General features: G+C 74.5%; 16 protein-coding genes. 5 read left to right on the top strand and 11 right to left on the bottom strand.

The window, feature by feature from the left end; genetic code table 11:
• Window positions 1-102: 102 nt before the first annotated feature.
• Window positions 103-255, bottom strand: coding sequence for a hypothetical protein (locus ACIO5E_RS00155; protein WP_400661662.1), 153 nt, complete (start codon window positions 253-255; stop codon window positions 103-105).
• Between the two features lie 125 nt (window positions 256-380).
• Here ACIO5E_RS00155 and ACIO5E_RS00150 point away from each other — a divergent pair, with 125 nt between their 5' ends.
• Together ACIO5E_RS00150 and ACIO5E_RS00145 are read left to right on the top strand one after the other, a co-directional pair.
• Window positions 381-788, top strand: coding sequence for a type II toxin-antitoxin system VapC family toxin (locus tag ACIO5E_RS00150; protein ID WP_400661659.1), 408 nt, complete (start codon window positions 381-383; stop codon window positions 786-788).
• A gap of 75 nt (window positions 789-863) precedes the next feature.
• Window positions 864-1,397 carry a superoxide dismutase family protein gene (locus tag ACIO5E_RS00145; protein ID WP_400661656.1) on the top strand — a complete coding sequence of 178 codons (534 nt, stop codon included), beginning with the start codon at window positions 864-866 and terminating at the stop codon, window positions 1,395-1,397.
• A gap of 96 nt (window positions 1,398-1,493) precedes the next feature.
• On the opposite strand, the gene argF is transcribed toward ACIO5E_RS00145, so the two are convergent.
• From argF to ACIO5E_RS00130, 3 genes are all read right to left on the bottom strand, one after another.
• On the bottom strand, window positions 1,494-2,495 hold the full coding sequence (argF, locus tag ACIO5E_RS00140; RefSeq protein WP_400661653.1) for an ornithine carbamoyltransferase: 1,002 nt from the start codon (window positions 2,493-2,495) through the stop codon (window positions 1,494-1,496).
• Window positions 2,496-2,632: 137 nt separating this feature from the next.
• On the bottom strand, window positions 2,633-5,263 hold the full coding sequence (locus tag ACIO5E_RS00135) for a polynucleotide kinase-phosphatase (RefSeq protein ID WP_400661650.1): 2,631 nt from the start codon (window positions 5,261-5,263) through the stop codon (window positions 2,633-2,635).
• Complete coding sequence (locus tag ACIO5E_RS00130) at window positions 5,260-6,837, bottom strand: 3' terminal RNA ribose 2'-O-methyltransferase Hen1 (protein WP_400661647.1); 1,578 nt, start codon at window positions 6,835-6,837, stop codon at window positions 5,260-5,262. Before ACIO5E_RS00130 ends, ACIO5E_RS00135 begins: the two co-directional genes overlap by 4 nt.
• Before the next feature lie 259 nt (window positions 6,838-7,096).
• Here ACIO5E_RS00130 and dapD point away from each other — a divergent pair, with 259 nt between their 5' ends.
• On the top strand, window positions 7,097-8,086 hold the full coding sequence (dapD, locus tag ACIO5E_RS00125) for a 2,3,4,5-tetrahydropyridine-2,6-dicarboxylate N-succinyltransferase (RefSeq protein ID WP_400661644.1): 990 nt from the start codon (window positions 7,097-7,099) through the stop codon (window positions 8,084-8,086).
• Between the two features lie 62 nt (window positions 8,087-8,148).
• Here dapD and ACIO5E_RS00120 read toward each other — a convergent pair whose 3' ends face one another.
• Entirely contained in the window at window positions 8,149-8,457 is a 309-nt protein-coding gene (locus tag ACIO5E_RS00120) for a DUF6087 family protein (RefSeq protein ID WP_400661641.1), read from the bottom strand.
• A gap of 604 nt (window positions 8,458-9,061) precedes the next feature.
• On the opposite strand from ACIO5E_RS00120, the gene ACIO5E_RS00115 reads away from it, so the two are divergent.
• A complete protein-coding gene (locus tag ACIO5E_RS00115; RefSeq protein WP_400661638.1) occupies window positions 9,062-9,301 on the top strand; it encodes a hypothetical protein in 240 nt (79 codons plus the stop codon).
• Here ACIO5E_RS00115 and ACIO5E_RS00110 read toward each other — a convergent pair.
• The 6 genes from ACIO5E_RS00110 to ACIO5E_RS00085 form a co-directional block, all read right to left on the bottom strand.
• The gene (locus tag ACIO5E_RS00110) at window positions 9,244-9,867 is read right to left on the bottom strand and encodes a DUF6099 family protein (protein WP_400661635.1); all 624 of its coding nucleotides are present in this window, start codon (window positions 9,865-9,867) and stop codon (window positions 9,244-9,246) included. The two genes, ACIO5E_RS00115 and ACIO5E_RS00110, sit on opposite strands and share 58 nt — an antisense overlap.
• A gap of 156 nt (window positions 9,868-10,023) precedes the next feature.
• Window positions 10,024-10,449: a nucleotide pyrophosphohydrolase gene (locus ACIO5E_RS00105; RefSeq protein ID WP_400663356.1), complete on the bottom strand. Its 426-nt coding sequence runs from the start codon at window positions 10,447-10,449 to the stop codon at window positions 10,024-10,026.
• 8 nt (window positions 10,450-10,457) lie between these two features.
• Window positions 10,458-11,816, bottom strand: a complete 1,359-nt coding sequence (locus ACIO5E_RS00100; protein WP_400661632.1) for an AAA family ATPase — start codon at window positions 11,814-11,816, stop codon at window positions 10,458-10,460.
• Between the two features lie 136 nt (window positions 11,817-11,952).
• On the bottom strand, window positions 11,953-12,801 hold the full coding sequence (locus tag ACIO5E_RS00095) for a putative RNA methyltransferase (protein ID WP_400661629.1): 849 nt from the start codon (window positions 12,799-12,801) through the stop codon (window positions 11,953-11,955).
• 361 nt (window positions 12,802-13,162) lie between these two features.
• Complete coding sequence (locus ACIO5E_RS00090) at window positions 13,163-13,957, bottom strand: RimK family alpha-L-glutamate ligase (protein WP_400661626.1); 795 nt, start codon at window positions 13,955-13,957, stop codon at window positions 13,163-13,165.
• Window positions 13,954-14,922, bottom strand: coding sequence for a RimK family alpha-L-glutamate ligase (locus tag ACIO5E_RS00085; RefSeq protein ID WP_400661623.1), 969 nt, complete (start codon window positions 14,920-14,922; stop codon window positions 13,954-13,956). The genes ACIO5E_RS00090 and ACIO5E_RS00085 overlap by 4 nt, the downstream gene beginning before the upstream one ends.
• Window positions 14,923-15,228: 306 nt before the next feature.
• On the opposite strand from ACIO5E_RS00085, the gene ACIO5E_RS00080 reads away from it, so the two are divergent.
• The gene (locus ACIO5E_RS00080; RefSeq protein WP_400661621.1) at window positions 15,229-16,089 is read left to right on the top strand and encodes a GNAT family N-acetyltransferase; all 861 of its coding nucleotides are present in this window, start codon (window positions 15,229-15,231) and stop codon (window positions 16,087-16,089) included.
• The last annotated feature ends 40 nt before the right edge of the window (window positions 16,090-16,129 follow it).

The raw sequence follows: 16,129 nt of genomic DNA, 5'->3' as shown, positions 1-16,129 counted from the left end.
GAGATATATCCTAAGGGGCAGTTATCTCGATGTCGAGATAAACCATAGTGCATGCCGCCGCCTTCACCACCGCAGGCATGCCCGGGTGCACAACGGCGCAGGTCAGCGACCGTCCGGACCGCGGCGCTCGCGCTCCAGCCGGATCAGCCGGACCACTCCCGCCACCACCGCGGCGGCCACCGGCACTACCACCAGCTCACCACCGGAACCGCCGGTCGGCGACGGGGCGACATCGGCCGGCAGGGTCGTCGCCATGGGTTCTCCTCACCTCGCGCCCCGCCCCGCGCAGGGCCGGCACCCGGGCGTCGAAGCCCTCCGCCGCCGGGCGGGATCCGGCCGGGTACGGTGACCGGTGTGGTGACATCCAGAGGGGGCCGGCGATGATCGTGGTGGACGCGTCCGCAGTGGTACTGGCACTCGCCGACGAGGGCCCGCGCGGGTCCGCCGCCCGGGCCGAACTCGCCGCCGACGGCGAGTGGTTGGCGCCCGAGCACGTCATGGTCGAGGTGATGCAGTCGCTGCGCGGCCTCTACCTGGCCAGGGAGCTGACCGCCGAGCGGGTCGCCGAACTCGCCCACGAGCTCGCCGCCCTGGCGATCCGCAAGGTCGAGGTGGCACCGCTGCTCGGCCGGATCTGGGAGCTCAAGGACAACCTCACCCCGGACGACGCCGCGTACGTGGCGGTCGCCGAGCAGTACGGGGTGCCGCTGGTCACCGCCGACCTGCGGCTGATGCGGGCCAGCGGGCCGCGCTGCGAGATCCGGGGGATCCACCGCGCCGCGGAGTGACCGTCCGACGGTGTCCGCAGGCGCCCGGCGCCGTTGAGCAGGGTGTCCGTCACCCCGCCCGTGGAAGGTCCGCCGATGTCCGCTCCGCTCGCCACCGCCCTGTTGCCGCTGGCCCTGCTCGCCCCCACCGCCTCGCCGGTCTCCGTCGTCGAGGCCGCCTTCGACCCGGCGACGGCCTTCGTCCCGCCGACCGCGGTGAGCTACTCGGACGACCTCGTGCCGTACGGCGCGCACACCCGGATCGTCACCGACCGCTCCACCCCGGGACGGACGGTGCTGACCATGACGGTCTCCGGGCTCGCCCCCGACCACGAGTTCCCGGTGCACCTGCACACCGGTGCCTGCGGGGCCGCCCCGGCCTCGTCCGGGCCGCACTACCAGGACGCCCCGGACCCGGTGCAGCCGTCCACCGACCCGGCGTACGCCAACGAACGCAACGAACTGCGACTGGTGCTGCGCACCGACGGGCAGGGCGAGGGCGCCGCGACGGCCGCGGTGGCCTGGCAGCCGCGGCCGGGTGAGGCGCGCTCGTTGGTGCTGCACGCGGGCACCCCGGCCGGCCCGCACGCGGCGGGCGACCGGGTGGCCTGCGTCAAGCTGGAGAAGTGAGCCCGGCTTCGGGCCCGGCTTCGATTCCGGCCCCGGCTTCGGGCCTGGTTCCAGTCCTGGTTCCAGTCCTGGTTCCGGGGCCCGCCGGCCCCGGCCTCAGGAGCCGAGGGTGGCGACCAGGACCGCCTTGATGGTGTGCAGGCGGTTCTCGGCCTGGTCGAACACGACGGAGTGCGCCGACTCGAACAGCTCGTCGGTGCACTCCAGTTCGGCCATGCCGGTCGCCTCGTACAGCTGCCGCCCGATCACCGTGCCGAGGTCGTGGAAGGCCGGCAGGCAGTGCAGGAACTTCACGTCCGGGTTGCCGGTGGCCCGGACGGTGTCCATCGACACCTGGTAGGGCTTGAGCAGGTCGATCCGCTCGGCCCAGACCTCCTTGGGCTCGCCCATCGAGACCCAGACGTCGGTGTAGAGGAAGTCCGCGCCGGCCACGCCCTCGGCCACGTCCTCGGTGAGGGTGATCCGGGCGCCGGTGGACCCGGCCAGCACCTCGGCCGCCTTGCGGACCTCCTCGGCCGGCCAGAGGGAGCGCGGGGCGACGATCCGGATGTCCATGCCGAGCAGGGCGCCGGTGACCAGCAGCGAGTTGCCCATGTTGGAACGGGCGTCGCCGAGGTAGGCGAGGGCGGTCTCGGCGAGCGGCTTGGTGGTGTGCTCGGTCATGGTGAGCACGTCGGCCAGCATCTGGGTGGGGTGCCACTCGTCGGTGAGGCCGTTCCAGACCGGGACGCCGGCGTGCGCGGCCAGCTCCTCGACGATCTCCTGGCCGTGGCCCCGGTACTCGATGCCGTCGAACATCCGGCCGAGCACCCGTGCGGTGTCCCGGATGGACTCCTTGTGGCCGATCTGCGAGCCGGCCGGGTCCAGGTAGGTGGTGGTGGCGCCCTGGTCGTGGGCGGCGACCTCGAAGGCGCAGCGGGTGCGGGTGGAGGTCTTCTCGAAGATCAGCGCGATGTTCTTCCCGCGCAGCCGGGGCTGCTCGGTGCCCGCATACTTGGCCGCCTTGAGCCCGGCGGCGAGGTCCACCAGGAAGCGGAACTCCTGGGGCGTGAAGTCGAGCTCCTTGAGGAAGTGCCTGTTCCGGAGGTTGAAGGCCATACCGGGCTCCTGGGATGACGGGACGTACGGGAAAGCGGCAAGTGTATACGACGCTCGGAATTTCTATACACCGCAGGGGTGAACCGAGGGGGGAGCCCTGCCGGACTCCCCCCTCGGCGGTCGGCCGTCCGGGCGACCTACAGGCGCGGATCGACCGGCTCGGACTCCAGCGCGAGCACCGCGAACACCGGCTCGTGCACCCGCCACAGCGGCTCGCCGGCCGCCAGCCGGTCCAGCGCCTCCAGGCCCAGCGCGTACTCGCGCAGCGCCAGCGAGCGCTTGTGGCCCAGCGACCGCTCGCGCAGCCGGTGCAGGTACTCGGTGTAGTCCGGGCCGTAGACGATCCGCAGGTACTCCCGGCCGCGCACCTTCACCCCCGGCTGCACCAGCCCGCCCGGACGGCCCTCGCCCCGCTCCGTGCGCACCATCGAGGCCAGCGGCTTCACCACCATGCCCTCGCCGCCCGCCCCCGTCAGCTCCTCCCACCAGGCGGTGGCGGCGGCCACCGACGCCTCGTCCTCGGTGTCCACCAGGAGGCGGCCGGTGCGGTGCAGGACCGGTGCCTGCCCGTCGTCCGCCGCGACCAGGCGGTCGATCCAGGCGAGGTGCTCGTCGTGCGGGCACACCGCGAGGTTCGCCCCCTCGGCGGCCAGCACCTGGAACGGCGCCAGCCGTACGCCCGTCAGCCCCTCGGTCGGCCAGCAGTACCGCCGGTACGCCTCGGTGAAGGCCTGCGCGTCGGTCGCGCGCCGGCGCTGCCGGACGGTGAGCTCCGCCAGGTCCAGCCCGCGCCCGGCCGCCCGCTCCAGAGCGGCCAGCGCCTCCGGCAGGGCGGCGCCCGCCGCCGCACCGACCGCCGCGTACTGGCGGCGCAGCAGCTCCACGGCCTTCAGCGACCAGGGCATCAGCTCGGCGTCCAGCAGCAGCCAGCCGGTGCCCAGCTCGTCGAACAGCCCCGAGCGCTCGGCGGCCGCCCGGACCCGGCCCAGCACGGCGGCGGTCAGGTCACCGTCGGCGAGGAACGCCCGGCCCGTCCTGGTCCAGATCGCGCCCGGACCGGCCACGCCGAAACGCCGCTCCAGCGCCGCGTCGTCCCGGGCGACCAGCACCACCGCGCGCGAACCCATGTGCTTCTCCTCGCACACGACGTGCCGCACGCCGTCCCCGCGGTAGGCGGCGAACGCCTCCTGCGGGTGCTCCAGATAGCCGTCCCGGCGGGAGGCGGCGCTCGGCGCCATGGTCGGCGGCAGGTAGGCGAGCAGCCGCGGGTCCAGTGCGAAGCGGCTCATCACCTCCAGCGCCGCCGCCGCGTTCTCCTCCCGCACGGCGACCCGCCCGTGCAGCGAGGTCTCGACGATCCGGCGGCCCGCCACGTCGGCGAGATCCAGCGGACGGCCCTCGCGGGCGCCCGGCGCGTCCGTGACCAGCGGCCGCGCCGGCGCGTACCACTCCTGCTCGGCGGGCACGCTCACCAGCTCCCGCTCCGGGTAGCGCAGCGCCGTCAGGCTGCCGCCGAACACGCAGCCGGTGTCCAGGCAGACGGTGTTGTTGACGAAGCTCGCCGACGGCACCGGCGTGTGGCCGTACACCACCAGCGCCCGGCCCCGGTACTCCTCCGCCCACGGGTAGCGCACCGGCAGGCCGTACTCGTCGGTCTCGCCGGTGGTCTCCCCGTACAGCGCGTGCGAGCGCACCCGGCCCGAGTTGCGGCCGTGGTACCGCTCCGGCAGACCGGCGTGGCAGACCACCAGGGCGCCGCCGTCCAGCAGGTAGTGGCTCACCAGAGCGCGCATGAACTCCCGCGCCTCGGCCCGGAACTCCTCCGACTCGGCGGCCAGCTGGTCCAGCGACTCCTGCAGGCCGTAGGCGACCGTGACCTTCTTGCCGTCCAGTGCCCGGCCCAGCTTGTTCTCGTGGTTCCCCGGCACGCACAGCGCGTGCCCGGCCGCCACCATGCCCATCACCAGGCGCAGCACGCCCGGCGTGTCCGGGCCGCGGTCGACCAGGTCGCCGACGAACACGGCGGTGCGGCCCGCCGGGGGCACCGCGTCCACCGGTCGGCCCTCGGCGTCCCAGGTGAGCGTGTAGCCGAGCCGGGTCAGCAGGGTCTCCAACTCGGAGCGGCAGCCGTGGATGTCGCCGACGATGTCGAACGGGCCGGTCAGGTGGCGCAGGTCGTTGTGGCGCTTCTCCAGCCCCACCTCGGCCGTCGCCACCTCGGCCGCGCCGCGCAGCACGTGCACCTTGCGGAAGCCCTCGCGCTCCAGACCGCGCAGGGAGCGGCGCAGCTCGCGGTGCTGGCGGGGGATGACGTGGGCCGGCAGCCGGCGGTCCGGGCGGGTGCGGTTGCGCTCGGCGCACACGCCCGGCGGGACGTCCAGGACGATCGCGATCGGCAGCACGTCGTGCTCACGGGCGATCCGCACCAGTGCGTGGCGCGCCTCGGGCTGGACGTTGGTGGCGTCCACGACGGTCAGCCGGCCGGCCGCGAGGCGCTTGCCGACGATGTAGTGCAGGAGGTCGAAGGCCTCGGCGGAGGCCGACTGGTCGTTCTCGTCGTCGGCGACCAGGCCGCGGCAGAAGTCGGAGGAGACGACCTGGGTGGGCAGGAAGTGGCGGCGGGCGAAGGTGGACTTGCCCGCGCCGCTGGGGCCGATCAGGACGACCAGGGAGACGTCGGTGACGGGGAGGCGGCGGGGGGCGGCCTGGTCGTGGTGCTGGTCGAGGTCCTGGTACTGCTCGGACGCCGGGGCGGCTTCATCGGTCATCGGGGTTCGCCTCCTTCGGGCGTCGTGGGGGTGAGAGTGGGGGTGGGAGTGGGAGTCGGGGTGGGGGTCGACTCGGTCGGGGTGCCGAGGCGGAAGAGGGCCAGCTGGGTCGGCGCACCGACCTCCCCGTCCTCCGGGCCCACCGGGCGCAGCACCACCGTGTAGCCGTACGAGGCCGCGACCCGCTCGGCCCAGGTGCGGAACTCGGCACGCGACCACTCGAAGCGGTGGTCGGTGTGCCGGACGGCGCCCGCCGGCAGGCTCTCCCAGCGGACGTTGTACTCGACGTTCGGCGTGGTGACGACCACGGCCCCCGGCCGGGCCGCGCCGAACACCGCGTACTCCAGGGCGGGCAGCCGCGGCAGGTCCAGGTGCTCGATCACCTCGCACAGCACCGCCGCGTCGAAGCCCTTCAACCGGGCGTCCGTGTACGTCAGCGCACCCTGTGCCAGCGTCACCCGGGCCGCCTGCCGCTCCGGCAGCCGGTCCAGGCGCAGCCTGCGGGATGCCGCCTGCAGGGCCCGCGCGGACACGTCCACGCCGAGCACCTCGGTGAACCGGGCGTCCGTCAGCAACGCGCCGATCAGCTCGCCCTGGCCGCAGCCGAGGTCGGCGACGCGGGCCGCGCCCACCTCGCGGAGCGCGGCGAGGATCGCGGTACGGCGCTGCTCGGCGAGGGACGGCGACCTGGGCTCCGCCGACGGCCCGGTGGCCGCCTCGGTCTCCTCGGTCCCCCTGGTCTCCTCCGGACGGTCGTCGACCGCGTTGTCGACCTCCTCGGCCTCGCGGTCGTCCGCCTCCGCCAGCCTGGCCAGCTCCAGACGCTCCATCGCCGTCCGGGTCAGCGACCAGCGCCGGGCCAGGTAGCGGCGGGTGATCAGGGCGCGCTCCGGGTGGGCGGCCAGCCAGCCCTCGCCGGCGGCGAGCAGCTTGTCCACCTCGTCCGGGGCGACCCAGTAGTGCTTGGCGCCGTCCAGCACCGGCAGCAGCACGTACAGCTGCTGGAGCGCGTCGGCGAGCCGCACGGCGTCCGACACCAGGACGAGCCGCACGTACCGGGACTCGCCCCACTCCGGGAACGACTCGTCCAGCGGGATCGCCGCCGCCTCGACCCGCCAGCCCAGCGGCTCGAACAGCCGGGCTGCCATCGCCGGGCCGCCGCCCTCGCCCGCGCCGTTCGCGGGCACCGCGGGCAGCATGATCCGCAGTGGGCGCGGCCGGTCGGCCAGCTCGGGCCGGGCGGGGCAGGCCCCCTTCATCGCGGACCGGAACACCGTGCGCAGCGCCACCGCGAGCAGCGAGGACGCCGCGTACGGGCGGTCGTTGACGTACTGGGAGAGCGCGAAGTCCGGCGAACCGCCGCGGCCCCGGCCCTTGCGGACCAGGGCGATCGGGTCGACGTCCAGCAGCAGCGCCGCCGTGCAGAGCTCGTCGCCCGCCTCGGGGTAGAAGACGTGCGCCTCGCCGTGCGACGTCGCGAACCGCTGGACCCTGTCAGGGTGCTTGTGCAGCAGGAACCCGAGATCGGTGGCCGGGCTCTCGGCGCTGCCGGTGGTGGAGATCGACATGAACACCCGTCCGAGTATTGCCCAGCGCACATCCGCTGAGCACCGGTTTTTCCCGCCCGGCGGCCGTCCGCCGGGGCCCGCCCGCGGCCGTGTTCGCACTGCGGGCGTGTTCGCGCGGTGGGCGTGTTCGCGCGGTGGGCGTGTTCGCGCGGTGGGCGTGTTCGCGCGGTGGGCGTCCTCGCAGGTGGGGGTGTTCACGCGGTGGACGTGTTCGCACCGTGGGCGTGTTCGGCAGCAGGGCCCCGCATTGGTTAACGTGCACGGTGTGACTGCTGAATCCACCTCCCTCCAGAGCGGCGCCGTCGCCGCCGGCCTCGCCACCATCGCCGCCGACGGCACCGTCCTCGACACCTGGTTCCCCGCCCCCGTCCTGGCCGCCGAGCCCGGCCCGGCCGGCACCGTCCGTCTGACCGCCGAGCAGGCGGAGGCCGAGCTCGGCGCCGGCGCGGCCGAGGCGCTGCGTGTCGACGCGCGTCGCGGGGTCGAGGTGGTCGCCGTGCGCACCACCATCGCCTCGCTCGACGAGAAGCCGCTCGACACCCACGACGTCTACCTGCGCCTGCACCTGCTCAGCCACCGCCTGGTCAAGCCGCACGGCCAGAACCTGGACGGCATCTTCGGCCTGCTCGCCAACGTCGCCTGGACCAGCATCGGCCCCGTCCCGGTGGACAGGGTCGAGCAGACCCGCCTCGCGGTCCGTGCCCAGGGCGGCCAGCTCGCCGTGTACGGCATCGACAAGTTCCCGCGGATGACCGACTACGTCGCCCCGTCCGGTGTGCGCATCGCCCACGCCGACCGCGTCCGCCTCGGCGCCCACCTGGCCGCCGGCACCACCGTGATGCACGAGGGCTTCGTCAACTTCAACGCCGGCACCCTCGGCACCTCCATGGTCGAGGGCCGGATCAGCGCGGGCGTCGTCGTCGGCGACCACAGCGACATCGGCGGCGGCGCCTCGATCATGGGCACCCTCTCCGGCGGCGGCAAGCAGGTCGTCTCGGTCGGCGAGCGCTGCCTGCTCGGCGCCAACGCCGGCATCGGCATCTCGCTCGGCAACGACTGCGTCGTCGAGGCCGGCCTCTACGTCACCGCCGGCACCCGGGTCACCACCCCGGACGGCGCCGTGGCCAAGGCCGTCGAGCTGTCCGGCCAGGACAACCTGCTGTTCCGCCGCAACTCGCAGACCGGCGCCGTCCAGGTCATCGCCCGCTCCGGCTCCTGGGGCGGCCTCAACGCGGACCTGCACGCCCACAACTGATCTGCGGGCCCGCACCGTCGGGGTCCGGAGCCGGTTCATCGGCTCCGGACCCCGGTCTCGTTCTACGGTTTACGGTGGCGCCCCGGCGCCTTCCGCGGCCGCTGCGCCGGCCACATCGACCGCAGCAGGCCGTCGCCCTCGATCCCGTGCAGGATCCGCTGCGCGGCCGCGTAGTCCTCGGCCACCGACTCCGCCAGCCACTGGTAGCCGTCCCAGCGCACGATCAACCGCGGCTCTCCCGGCGCCACATGCGCGCCGCGCCCCCGCGGAGCGTCGCCGCCACCGAGCCCCACGGCCCGCAACTCCCCGACCGGCCGCAGCCGCTGCTCCCGCCTCGCCACCCACGCCGCCAGCGGTTCGTCCTCATCCATCACCCCAGTCTGGCCTCCCAACCCCGTTGACCGGCACCCGCATTCACCCTCCCGGGCGACACTCCGCAGGTGGGGCGCTGGTGTTTTTCGAAGGCCCCGGCGCCGCGCTCGCGGCGCCGGGGCCCAACTTTTGGCGCTCTGCTGTTCCTCTGGGCCCCTCCCCCTCCCCCTCCCCCTCCCCCCACCCGCCCACCGCCCTGTGATCCCGACCCCCTGCTCCCTCCCGGGCTGCTCGGCGCCGGTCATGCCGGCGCCGAGCAGCCACTACCGGCCCACCCGCCTATCGCCCCACTCACCCACTGACCTACTCGCCCCAACCCACCTCGCTGGCTGCCCGCAACCGCGGGGGCGTCCCTCCACTCGCAACCTCGCCCGCCTAGCTCAGGCTGCTTTGCGGCGGCAAGCCGGGCTCACTCGGGAGGCTTACGGCGTACCGGAGTTGGACCGCATCGGGTGGTGCGCGGTGACTGCTCTCCGGAACGGTCCGTTAGGTGCTGCGGCGGGGGCGTGTGCCTCGGTGGCAAGGCATCAGGCACCCTCGCTGCGCGGGCCGAGCCACCGTCGGCCGCTTCACACCGCACTGCCGATCCGAAGAGGTCCCGTCATGTCCGAACCAACTACCACGCCGCAGCTCCCGAGCAGCCCGGCGGGCTTGGCCGCCGGTACCTCGTCCGGTCCCGCCACGCACAAGAGCCTGCTGGAACAGATGCAGGAACTGCTCGCCTCGGTGACCGCGGATCTGGCCGAGCTGCAGTCCTCCGGCGCTCGGGAGGCCGACCCCGCCGCCTACCCCACCGGCACGGACACCTCCTCCGACGCTCCGGCCGCGCCAGGCACCCGGTAGTCCGGCGCCCGCCCCCCGTCCGTCGGCCCGCCCTCATCCGGCGGGCCGAGCCGGACCACGAGTAAGGGTGAACCCCGCTCGGCCTGTGCCCCGCCGAGCGTCACGCTCTCCTCGCTCTCCGCCCTGCTCACCGCCTTCCGCAGCCGCCCGGTCAGGTCCTTGCACTCCGCCACCGCGTCGACGCCGTCGATGCACGTCCAGTAGAGGCTCTCGGTGTCGGCCCCGCAGGCCAGCACCACCAGCGTCTCCCCGACGTCCCGCAGCAACCCGTCCAACGCCCCCAAGGTCGGCGCCAGCGCGCCGAGTTCGGTGGGCCGCCCGGCCCGGCCGCCGCTCAGCACGGCGGCCCTGACCACGGAGCGCTCCAGGCACACCGCCGCGTGCGCCCCGGCCTCGGACAACTGCTGCCCCAGCCCGGTGAGCTCGTCGTCGTCCAGCTCCGCCAGCCCGGCCCCCACCGCCTCGGTGAGCAGCGCGGCCTGCCGTGCCTCGGCCAGCACGTCCGGTACGTGTCTGGCCTCGGCCAGGGCGTGCCGGGCCCTCTTGATCAGTCGCAGCGCCTCCATGGCCGCCACTCCTTTCGCTCGCTGTCGCCGTGGGACCGCGGCCGCCGGAGGGGCGGCCACGTGGTCACGGCGAAAGCGTGCGGCGAAGTCGGCAGGCCCGCATCCACCTATTCCGAAGCTGTGGAAAAGTCCGGGTCTGTGTACGAATCCCGTCCCTCACAAGGATTGGTCGTTCACGTCCCGGTTGACGTCCGGCCCGTCCCTACCGTCTCCGCCGCCGTCCGCCGGCCTGTCCGGCACCGGGAAGCGGAGCTCGTTCCGCTCGATCTTGGCCGCGAGGGCCTCCAGCGGATCCACCCCGACGACCGTGCAGAACTGCACCAGGTACGCGAGGACGTCCGCGACCTCGTCCCGCACCCGGTGGGCGCGCTCCGGCTCGGACATCACCGCGGCCGCCTGCTCGGGCGTCAGCCACTGGAAGATCTCCAGCAGTTCGCCGGCCTCCACGCTCAGCGCGGCCGCCAGGTTCTTCGGCGTGTGGAAGGGCTCCCACCGCCGGGCCGCCGCGAAGTCCACCAGCCGCTGCCGCAGGTCCTCCAGGGTCGGCCCGGTGGGCCCGGCCGGTTCCCCCGGCCTCGTCACTCGTTCGCTCACTCGTCCAGGTCTACCTCATCCGCCTCCGGGTCGGCCCCGTCCCCTCGCCCGCACTGGGCCGGCACCCGGGCCGTCTCGGGCCGCAGCACGGTGTGCCCCGAGTCCGGGTCGCGCCGGCACTCGACCAGCACGGCCTCGCCCGACCGCGTGTCGGCCGCGCCCAGCGCCTCCCGCGCCGCGGCCGGCTCCTGCAGGGCGGCGAGGACGCGCAGTTGGTTGCGCCCGGACATGTCCTGCGCCAGCCGCAGCAGTGCGGCGGTCTGCTCGTCGGAGAGCCCGGCGCCGAGGTCCTCGGCGAGCACGGTGAGCTGCCGGTGCGCCCACGGCACCTCGGCGGCCACGTCGAGGTCGAGCACCCCGGCCCCGGTGAGCAGCACCGCGGCGAACGCGAGGTGGCGCAGCATGCCGTCGGAGGCCTGGTCGGCTCCGGTGCGCCCGAGGACGCCCTCGTCGAAGACGGCGAGGACGCGCTCGTCGGGCCCGCTGCCGCGGTGGGCGAGCGAGAGCCCGAGCAGCGGGTGCGGCGCGGCGGCCTGGACGGCGCGCAGGAGCTGCCCGTAGCGGCGCGGACATTCGTTGGCGAGCCTGGCGATGACGGCGGAGATGTTGGCGGCGTTGCTGCGCAGCCGGGCCTGCGGGTCGGGCCGGGCCCAGCCGCGCATGAGGGCGGGGACGGGGTGGACGGGGAAGACCTCGCGCAGTGCGGTGAGCAGGTCCTCGGTGGCGGCGAGGACCTGGCGTTCGCCCGGGGAGGAGCCGGCCACCCGTAGTGGCAGTTGCGCGGTGATCATGGTGCCGCTGGGAAAGGGTGCCCGGATGTCGCCCTGGCGGGTGTCGTTGTGCCAGCAGACGTTGACACGCCGTTTGCGGACGTCCTGCTCACCGGTGTCGACGAGGGTGCGGCCGTCGAGGGTGAGCGATTCGCGGGCGATCCGGACCGGGCCGTCGGTGCGGACGACGACGTCGAGCCGGATGCGGCCGTGCGGGGAGCGGACGGTGCAGCCGAGGATGACGGCGTCGCGCCCGTGCGGGACGCACCCGTCCAGGCCGCCGCGGACGGGCCTGGCGAGGGGGCCGGTGCGGTCGGGCAGCCCGTCGAGGGAGTCGGCGATCTCCTCCCCGAGGGCGAGCCGGGACAGCACGGCGAGCGCGTCGAGGGCGTTGGACTTGCCGACGCCGGCGGGCCCGTGCAGGACGGTGAGGGGCGCGAGCGGCAGGACCGCGCGCCGATAGGACTTGAACGAGGTGAGCCGGAGCTCCTCGACGGTGGGACGTGGTACGGATGGCCGATCGGGCCCCGGGGCGCTCGGTCGGGGGTGGTCCGGCGCGGCGGGCCGGGTGGCGTCGCGGTTCACCCGTCGGACGTTAGCCGCAGGCCGGGCGGCAGAAACGTGCCTGCTCGGCAGATTCATCCCAACGTGGCGGCCGTTCCCGACCGAGCACCCCGCAGCCCCATGGCCCCGCCGTCCTGCCGACCCGTGGCCCCGCCGTTCAGCGTCGGTAGGCAGCCACCGTCACGGAGGCGGTCACCTCGACCGGATCCGGCAGGTCGGCGAGCGCGGCGGCCAGGCGGTCCGGGTCGGTGTGCCAGGCGCTGGGGCCCATGCCGACGACGGTGCGCACGTCCTCCGGGCCGAGCCGCAGGGTGAACTCGACCTGCCGCTGCCCGGCAGGGGTCAAGTACGGGCCGAGCTTCTCGTCGATCCGCCGCTGCTTCTCCTCGTCGACCGACAACAGACCCAGCGCGTCGACGAGTTCGCGCAGATGGCGAGCGGTGGGCGAGACCAGCAGCAGGGTGGCGCCGGGGCGCAGCACGCGGCGGATCTCGGGCCCGTTGCGCGGCGCGAAGACGTTGAGCATCAGCCCGGCGGAGGCGTCGCGCAGCGGCAGCGGCCGCCAGGCGTCGCAGACGACGGCGCCGATCCGGGGGTGGGCCTTGGCGGCGCGGCGCAGCGCGTACTTGGAGATGTCGAGCGCGGCGCCGACGCGGCCGGGCAGGGCGTCGAGGACGTGGGCCAGGTAGTGGCCGGTGCCGGCGCCGAGGTCGGCGACGAGGCCTTGCGGGTCGGCGGCCGCGGCGGCCTCGGCGGCCTCGGCGGCCTCGGCGAGGGCGTCGACGATGGGCCGGTAGTGGCCGGCGGCGAGGAAGTCGGCGCGGGCGGCGACCATCTCGGCGGTGTCGCCGGTGCCGGTGTGGGCGTCGCCGGCGAGGAGGCTGACGTAGCCCTGCTTGGCGAGGTCGAAGCTGTGGCCGGCGGGGCAGCGCAGGGCGCGCTCGTGCCGGGTGAGGTCCTGCGCGCAGAGGGGGCAGGCCAGGTAGTGCTCGATGTCCCGCAGCAACGTTCCGTCTTCTCTCGCCGTTCGGCCCGGGCGCCAGGGGTCTCGCCGGTCCCCGGACGGCCCGGGGTCTCGCTGGCCCGGTGGCCCTGAGCAGCCAGCCTAACGACCCCGCCGGGCCCGACGGCCCGCCCGACCGTGCCGGCCCGGCACGGTCGGACACACCCGACCCAGGGCTTGTCTGACAATCCCCGCCGCGCGCACGACGCCGGACATCCCACCTGGACGCACCGCCGAATCGGCCAAGTGCGTCCAGTACGAGGCCGCTCCGGCGGCACGCCCAGCCGGACGCGAAATGGGGGCACCTCCCGGCCGAAGGCTGGGGGAGCCGCGCGCTGATGCGACGCGAATTGTCAGACAAGCCCTACCGACCCCGCCCCGCCGATACGCGACCGCGCTGCGCCGCGACGCGCAGGGCGAGGGCGGCGAGCGCCTCGGGCGCGCCGGGCCGGCCGCGGACCCCGGGGAAGGCGTTGACATCGACGATGACGGGTTCGGTGGGCCCGTCGAGCAGGTCGACGCCGTAGACGTCGAGCCCGAACACCTCGCCGACGCGCAGGGCGAGGGCGGCCCGCTCGGCGGGCGGCTCCCAATCCTGTGGCCCCGACTCCCGCGCATCAGAGGCGAGTTCGGACCGGCGCCGGGCAGCGAACACCTGCCGGTCGATCACCCACAGCTTCTGGTCCCAGCCGGTCCCCCGGACGAACGGCTGGGTGACGACGGGCTCGTCAGGCCAGTGCGCGGCGAGTTCGCGCAGCCGAGTGGGGCCGTCGACCCGCGCGACCAGGTCGTGGCGCCGACTGTGCCGACTCTTGACGACGAACGGGTAAGCAGGATCGGCGAGTTCGGCGAGCCGACCGGCGTCGACGGTCGCCGCGAAGGGCAGCCCGGCGGCGTCCGCGAGCCCGGCCATCCGCACCCGGTCCTGGCAGAGCTCGGTCGCCGCGGCGGAGTTGATGACGGGCGCACCGCTCCGCTCCAACTCCCTTGCGAGCAGAAGTGCTTGGCGGGTACGCGCCTTGAGCAGATAGACGTCGGCCGACACGCCCGCCGACCCGGTCGGGTCGACCGTCACCACCTCGTGCCGACGCGCCAGCAGCGCGGCGGTCGCCGCGAGCACCGGGTGGTCGGGGTTGGCGGTGATCAGACCGATCCTCATATCGCCCCACCGAACTCCGAGCCACCGAACTCGGACCGACCGTACTCGGACCGACCGAACTCGGAACCACCGAACTCCCCGCCACCGAAGCCCAGTTCCCCGTACCCGGCGCCACCTGCCGGGACCAGCGCGGGCGCGGGGGCCGAGACGGCCGTCCCGCTGCGCGCGAGCCGCAGCACCGCCCGGGAGACCCTGGCGACGGCGTCCGGCACCTGGCGGAAGCTCGGGAAGTCGTTGACGTCGACGACCACCGGCCCGTCCGGCCCGAGCAGCACGTCGACGCCGTACAGGTCGAGCCCGAACACCTCGCCGACCTGCGCCGCGATCCGCGCGACGTCCCCGGGCAGCGGCACCTGCCGCTCGCGGACGCCCTGCCCGGGGTGGAGCGGGGAGGAACGTTCCGTCGCGAAGAGCTCGCCGTCGACGCAGTACACCTTGAGGTCGGTGCCGGAGTTGGGCACGTAGGGCTGGGCGATCAGCAGCCCCTCGTCGGCGAGTTCGGAGCCGAGGTCGAGCAGGTGGTCGGGGCTGGGCACGAGCCGGACGGCGCGCCCGGAGCTGCCGTCGGCGGGCTTGACGACGAGCGGGTACTCGGCGGCCGGTATCTCGGCGAGCCGCTCCCAGCGGGCGGCGGCGTAGGTGACGGGGACGGGCAGGCCGCGGGTGCGGGCGATGACGGAGGCCAGCGCCTTGTCGCGGACGCCGCGGATGGACCGGACGTCGTTGACGGTGGTGAGACCGACGGCGGCGGCCGCGTCGAGCAGGGTGAGCCCGGGCCCGCCCGAGACGGTCTTGAGCACCCAGGCGTCGTGACTGCCGGCCCGGACCGCCTCGGAGATCGCCATCAGCGAGTCCCCTGGGCGCAGCACGTCCACCCGGTGCCCCCACGCGGTGAGCTGGCGCACCACATCGAGCGGCATGCCGTCGTGCCGGTAGTGCTCCTCCACCAGAAAGCAGAGCCTCATGGGCCTGTCTTCCCCCCTTGCCAAACCGAGTGCGGACGTCCGCCGTCCCCCCTCGGCAGAGCTGTAAAGGCATCAGCATGCCACGCGGTATACGTACAAGATCGCTGCGAGCCGGTAAGCGTTCGGCAACAATCAGGCGCCCGGACCGTGCCCACGCCCGCGCGCCACCGCTCCCCCGGCACCACGAGACGCCACGAGGCGCCACCAACCGGCACACGGCAGTACGAGGCACGAGGCACGGCCCCGGCGCGAACCCCGGGAACAATACGGTGGCGAGCAGCCCGGGCCCCTGCTTGGATGCGCGCTGTGACTTCTGCCGATCATGCTCCCGACCACCCCCTGCTCGACGCGATCGAGCGCTACTACGACGCGGTGCCGCGCAGCGCCGCCCGCGTCGAGGACTTCGGCCCGCTGACCCTGTTCCTCCGCGAGGGCGCGGGCTGGCCCTACTACGCCCGCCCGACGCTCGACCACGACGGCCCCGCCGCCACCGCCGAGGACGTCCTCCGGGTACTGGCCCGCCAGCGGGAGGTGGGCGCGCCGGAGGCCTTCGAGTGGGTGGCCGAACGGAACCCGGAGCTGCGCGCCGCGGTGGAGGCGGCCGGGCTGGCGGTGCACGAGCACCCGCTGCTGGTGCTGGGCCCGCAGGACGAGCCGGCCCCCGCGCCCGGGCTGCCGGAGCAGGTACGGGTGGAGGTCCTGGCCGCGGACGCGCCGGAGCTGGCGACGGCGGTCGCCGTTCCGCACGTGGCGTTCGCCGACCCGGGCACCGACGTGGGCGCCACCGGCGCGGCCGAACTGGCCGAGACCGCGAGCCGGTTGGCGGCGGAGGGCGCGGTGGAGCGGATCGCGCGACGGATCGTCGACGGCACCACCGTGCTGGCCGCCGCGCTGGCGGACGGTTCGGCGCTGTGCGCGGGCCAGCACAACCCGGTGGGCGCGGTCACCGAGGTGGCCGGGGTCGGAACGCTGCCGGCCGCGCGCCGGAGCGGGCTGGGCCTGGCGGTCACGGCGGCCCTGGTCGCGCACGCGCGGGCGAACGGCGTGCGGACGGTGTTCCTGTCCGCCGCCGACGAGGACGTCGCCCGGATCTACCGCCGGGCGGGCTTCCGCCCGTTCGCGACGGCCCTGATCGCCGAGCCCGCCCCGGACCCGTCCGGCGCCTGACCAGCCCAGGACAGGACCAACCCGGCGCCCGACCAGCCCG

Origin of the sequence: Kitasatospora sp. NPDC087314 (assembly GCF_044744365.1) — a bacterium.
Taxonomy (GTDB): domain Bacteria; phylum Actinomycetota; class Actinomycetes; order Streptomycetales; family Streptomycetaceae; genus Kitasatospora.
Note: the sequence above shows the minus strand (reverse complement) of the source record. Positions and strands in the feature narration are given on the sequence as shown.

Coding starts and splice junctions, on each gene's coding strand:
- ACIO5E_RS00090 (WP_400661626.1), bottom strand. CDS start 13,957: ATGAGGATCGGTCTGATCACCGCCAACCCCGACCACCCGGTGCTCGCG.
- ACIO5E_RS00110 (WP_400661635.1), bottom strand. CDS start 9,867: ATGGAGGCGCTGCGACTGATCAAGAGGGCCCGGCACGCCCTGGCCGAG.
- argF (WP_400661653.1), bottom strand. CDS start 2,495: ATGGCCTTCAACCTCCGGAACAGGCACTTCCTCAAGGAGCTCGACTTC.
- ACIO5E_RS00145 (WP_400661656.1), top strand. CDS start 864: ATGTCCGCTCCGCTCGCCACCGCCCTGTTGCCGCTGGCCCTGCTCGCC.
- ACIO5E_RS00120 (WP_400661641.1), bottom strand. CDS start 8,457: ATGGATGAGGACGAACCGCTGGCGGCGTGGGTGGCGAGGCGGGAGCAG.
- ACIO5E_RS00155 (WP_400661662.1), bottom strand. CDS start 255: ATGGCGACGACCCTGCCGGCCGATGTCGCCCCGTCGCCGACCGGCGGT.
- ACIO5E_RS00150 (WP_400661659.1), top strand. CDS start 381: ATGATCGTGGTGGACGCGTCCGCAGTGGTACTGGCACTCGCCGACGAG.
- ACIO5E_RS00135 (WP_400661650.1), bottom strand. CDS start 5,263: ATGACCGATGAAGCCGCCCCGGCGTCCGAGCAGTACCAGGACCTCGAC.
- ACIO5E_RS00085 (WP_400661623.1), bottom strand. CDS start 14,922: ATGAGGCTCTGCTTTCTGGTGGAGGAGCACTACCGGCACGACGGCATG.
- ACIO5E_RS00115 (WP_400661638.1), top strand. CDS start 9,062: ATGTCCGAACCAACTACCACGCCGCAGCTCCCGAGCAGCCCGGCGGGC.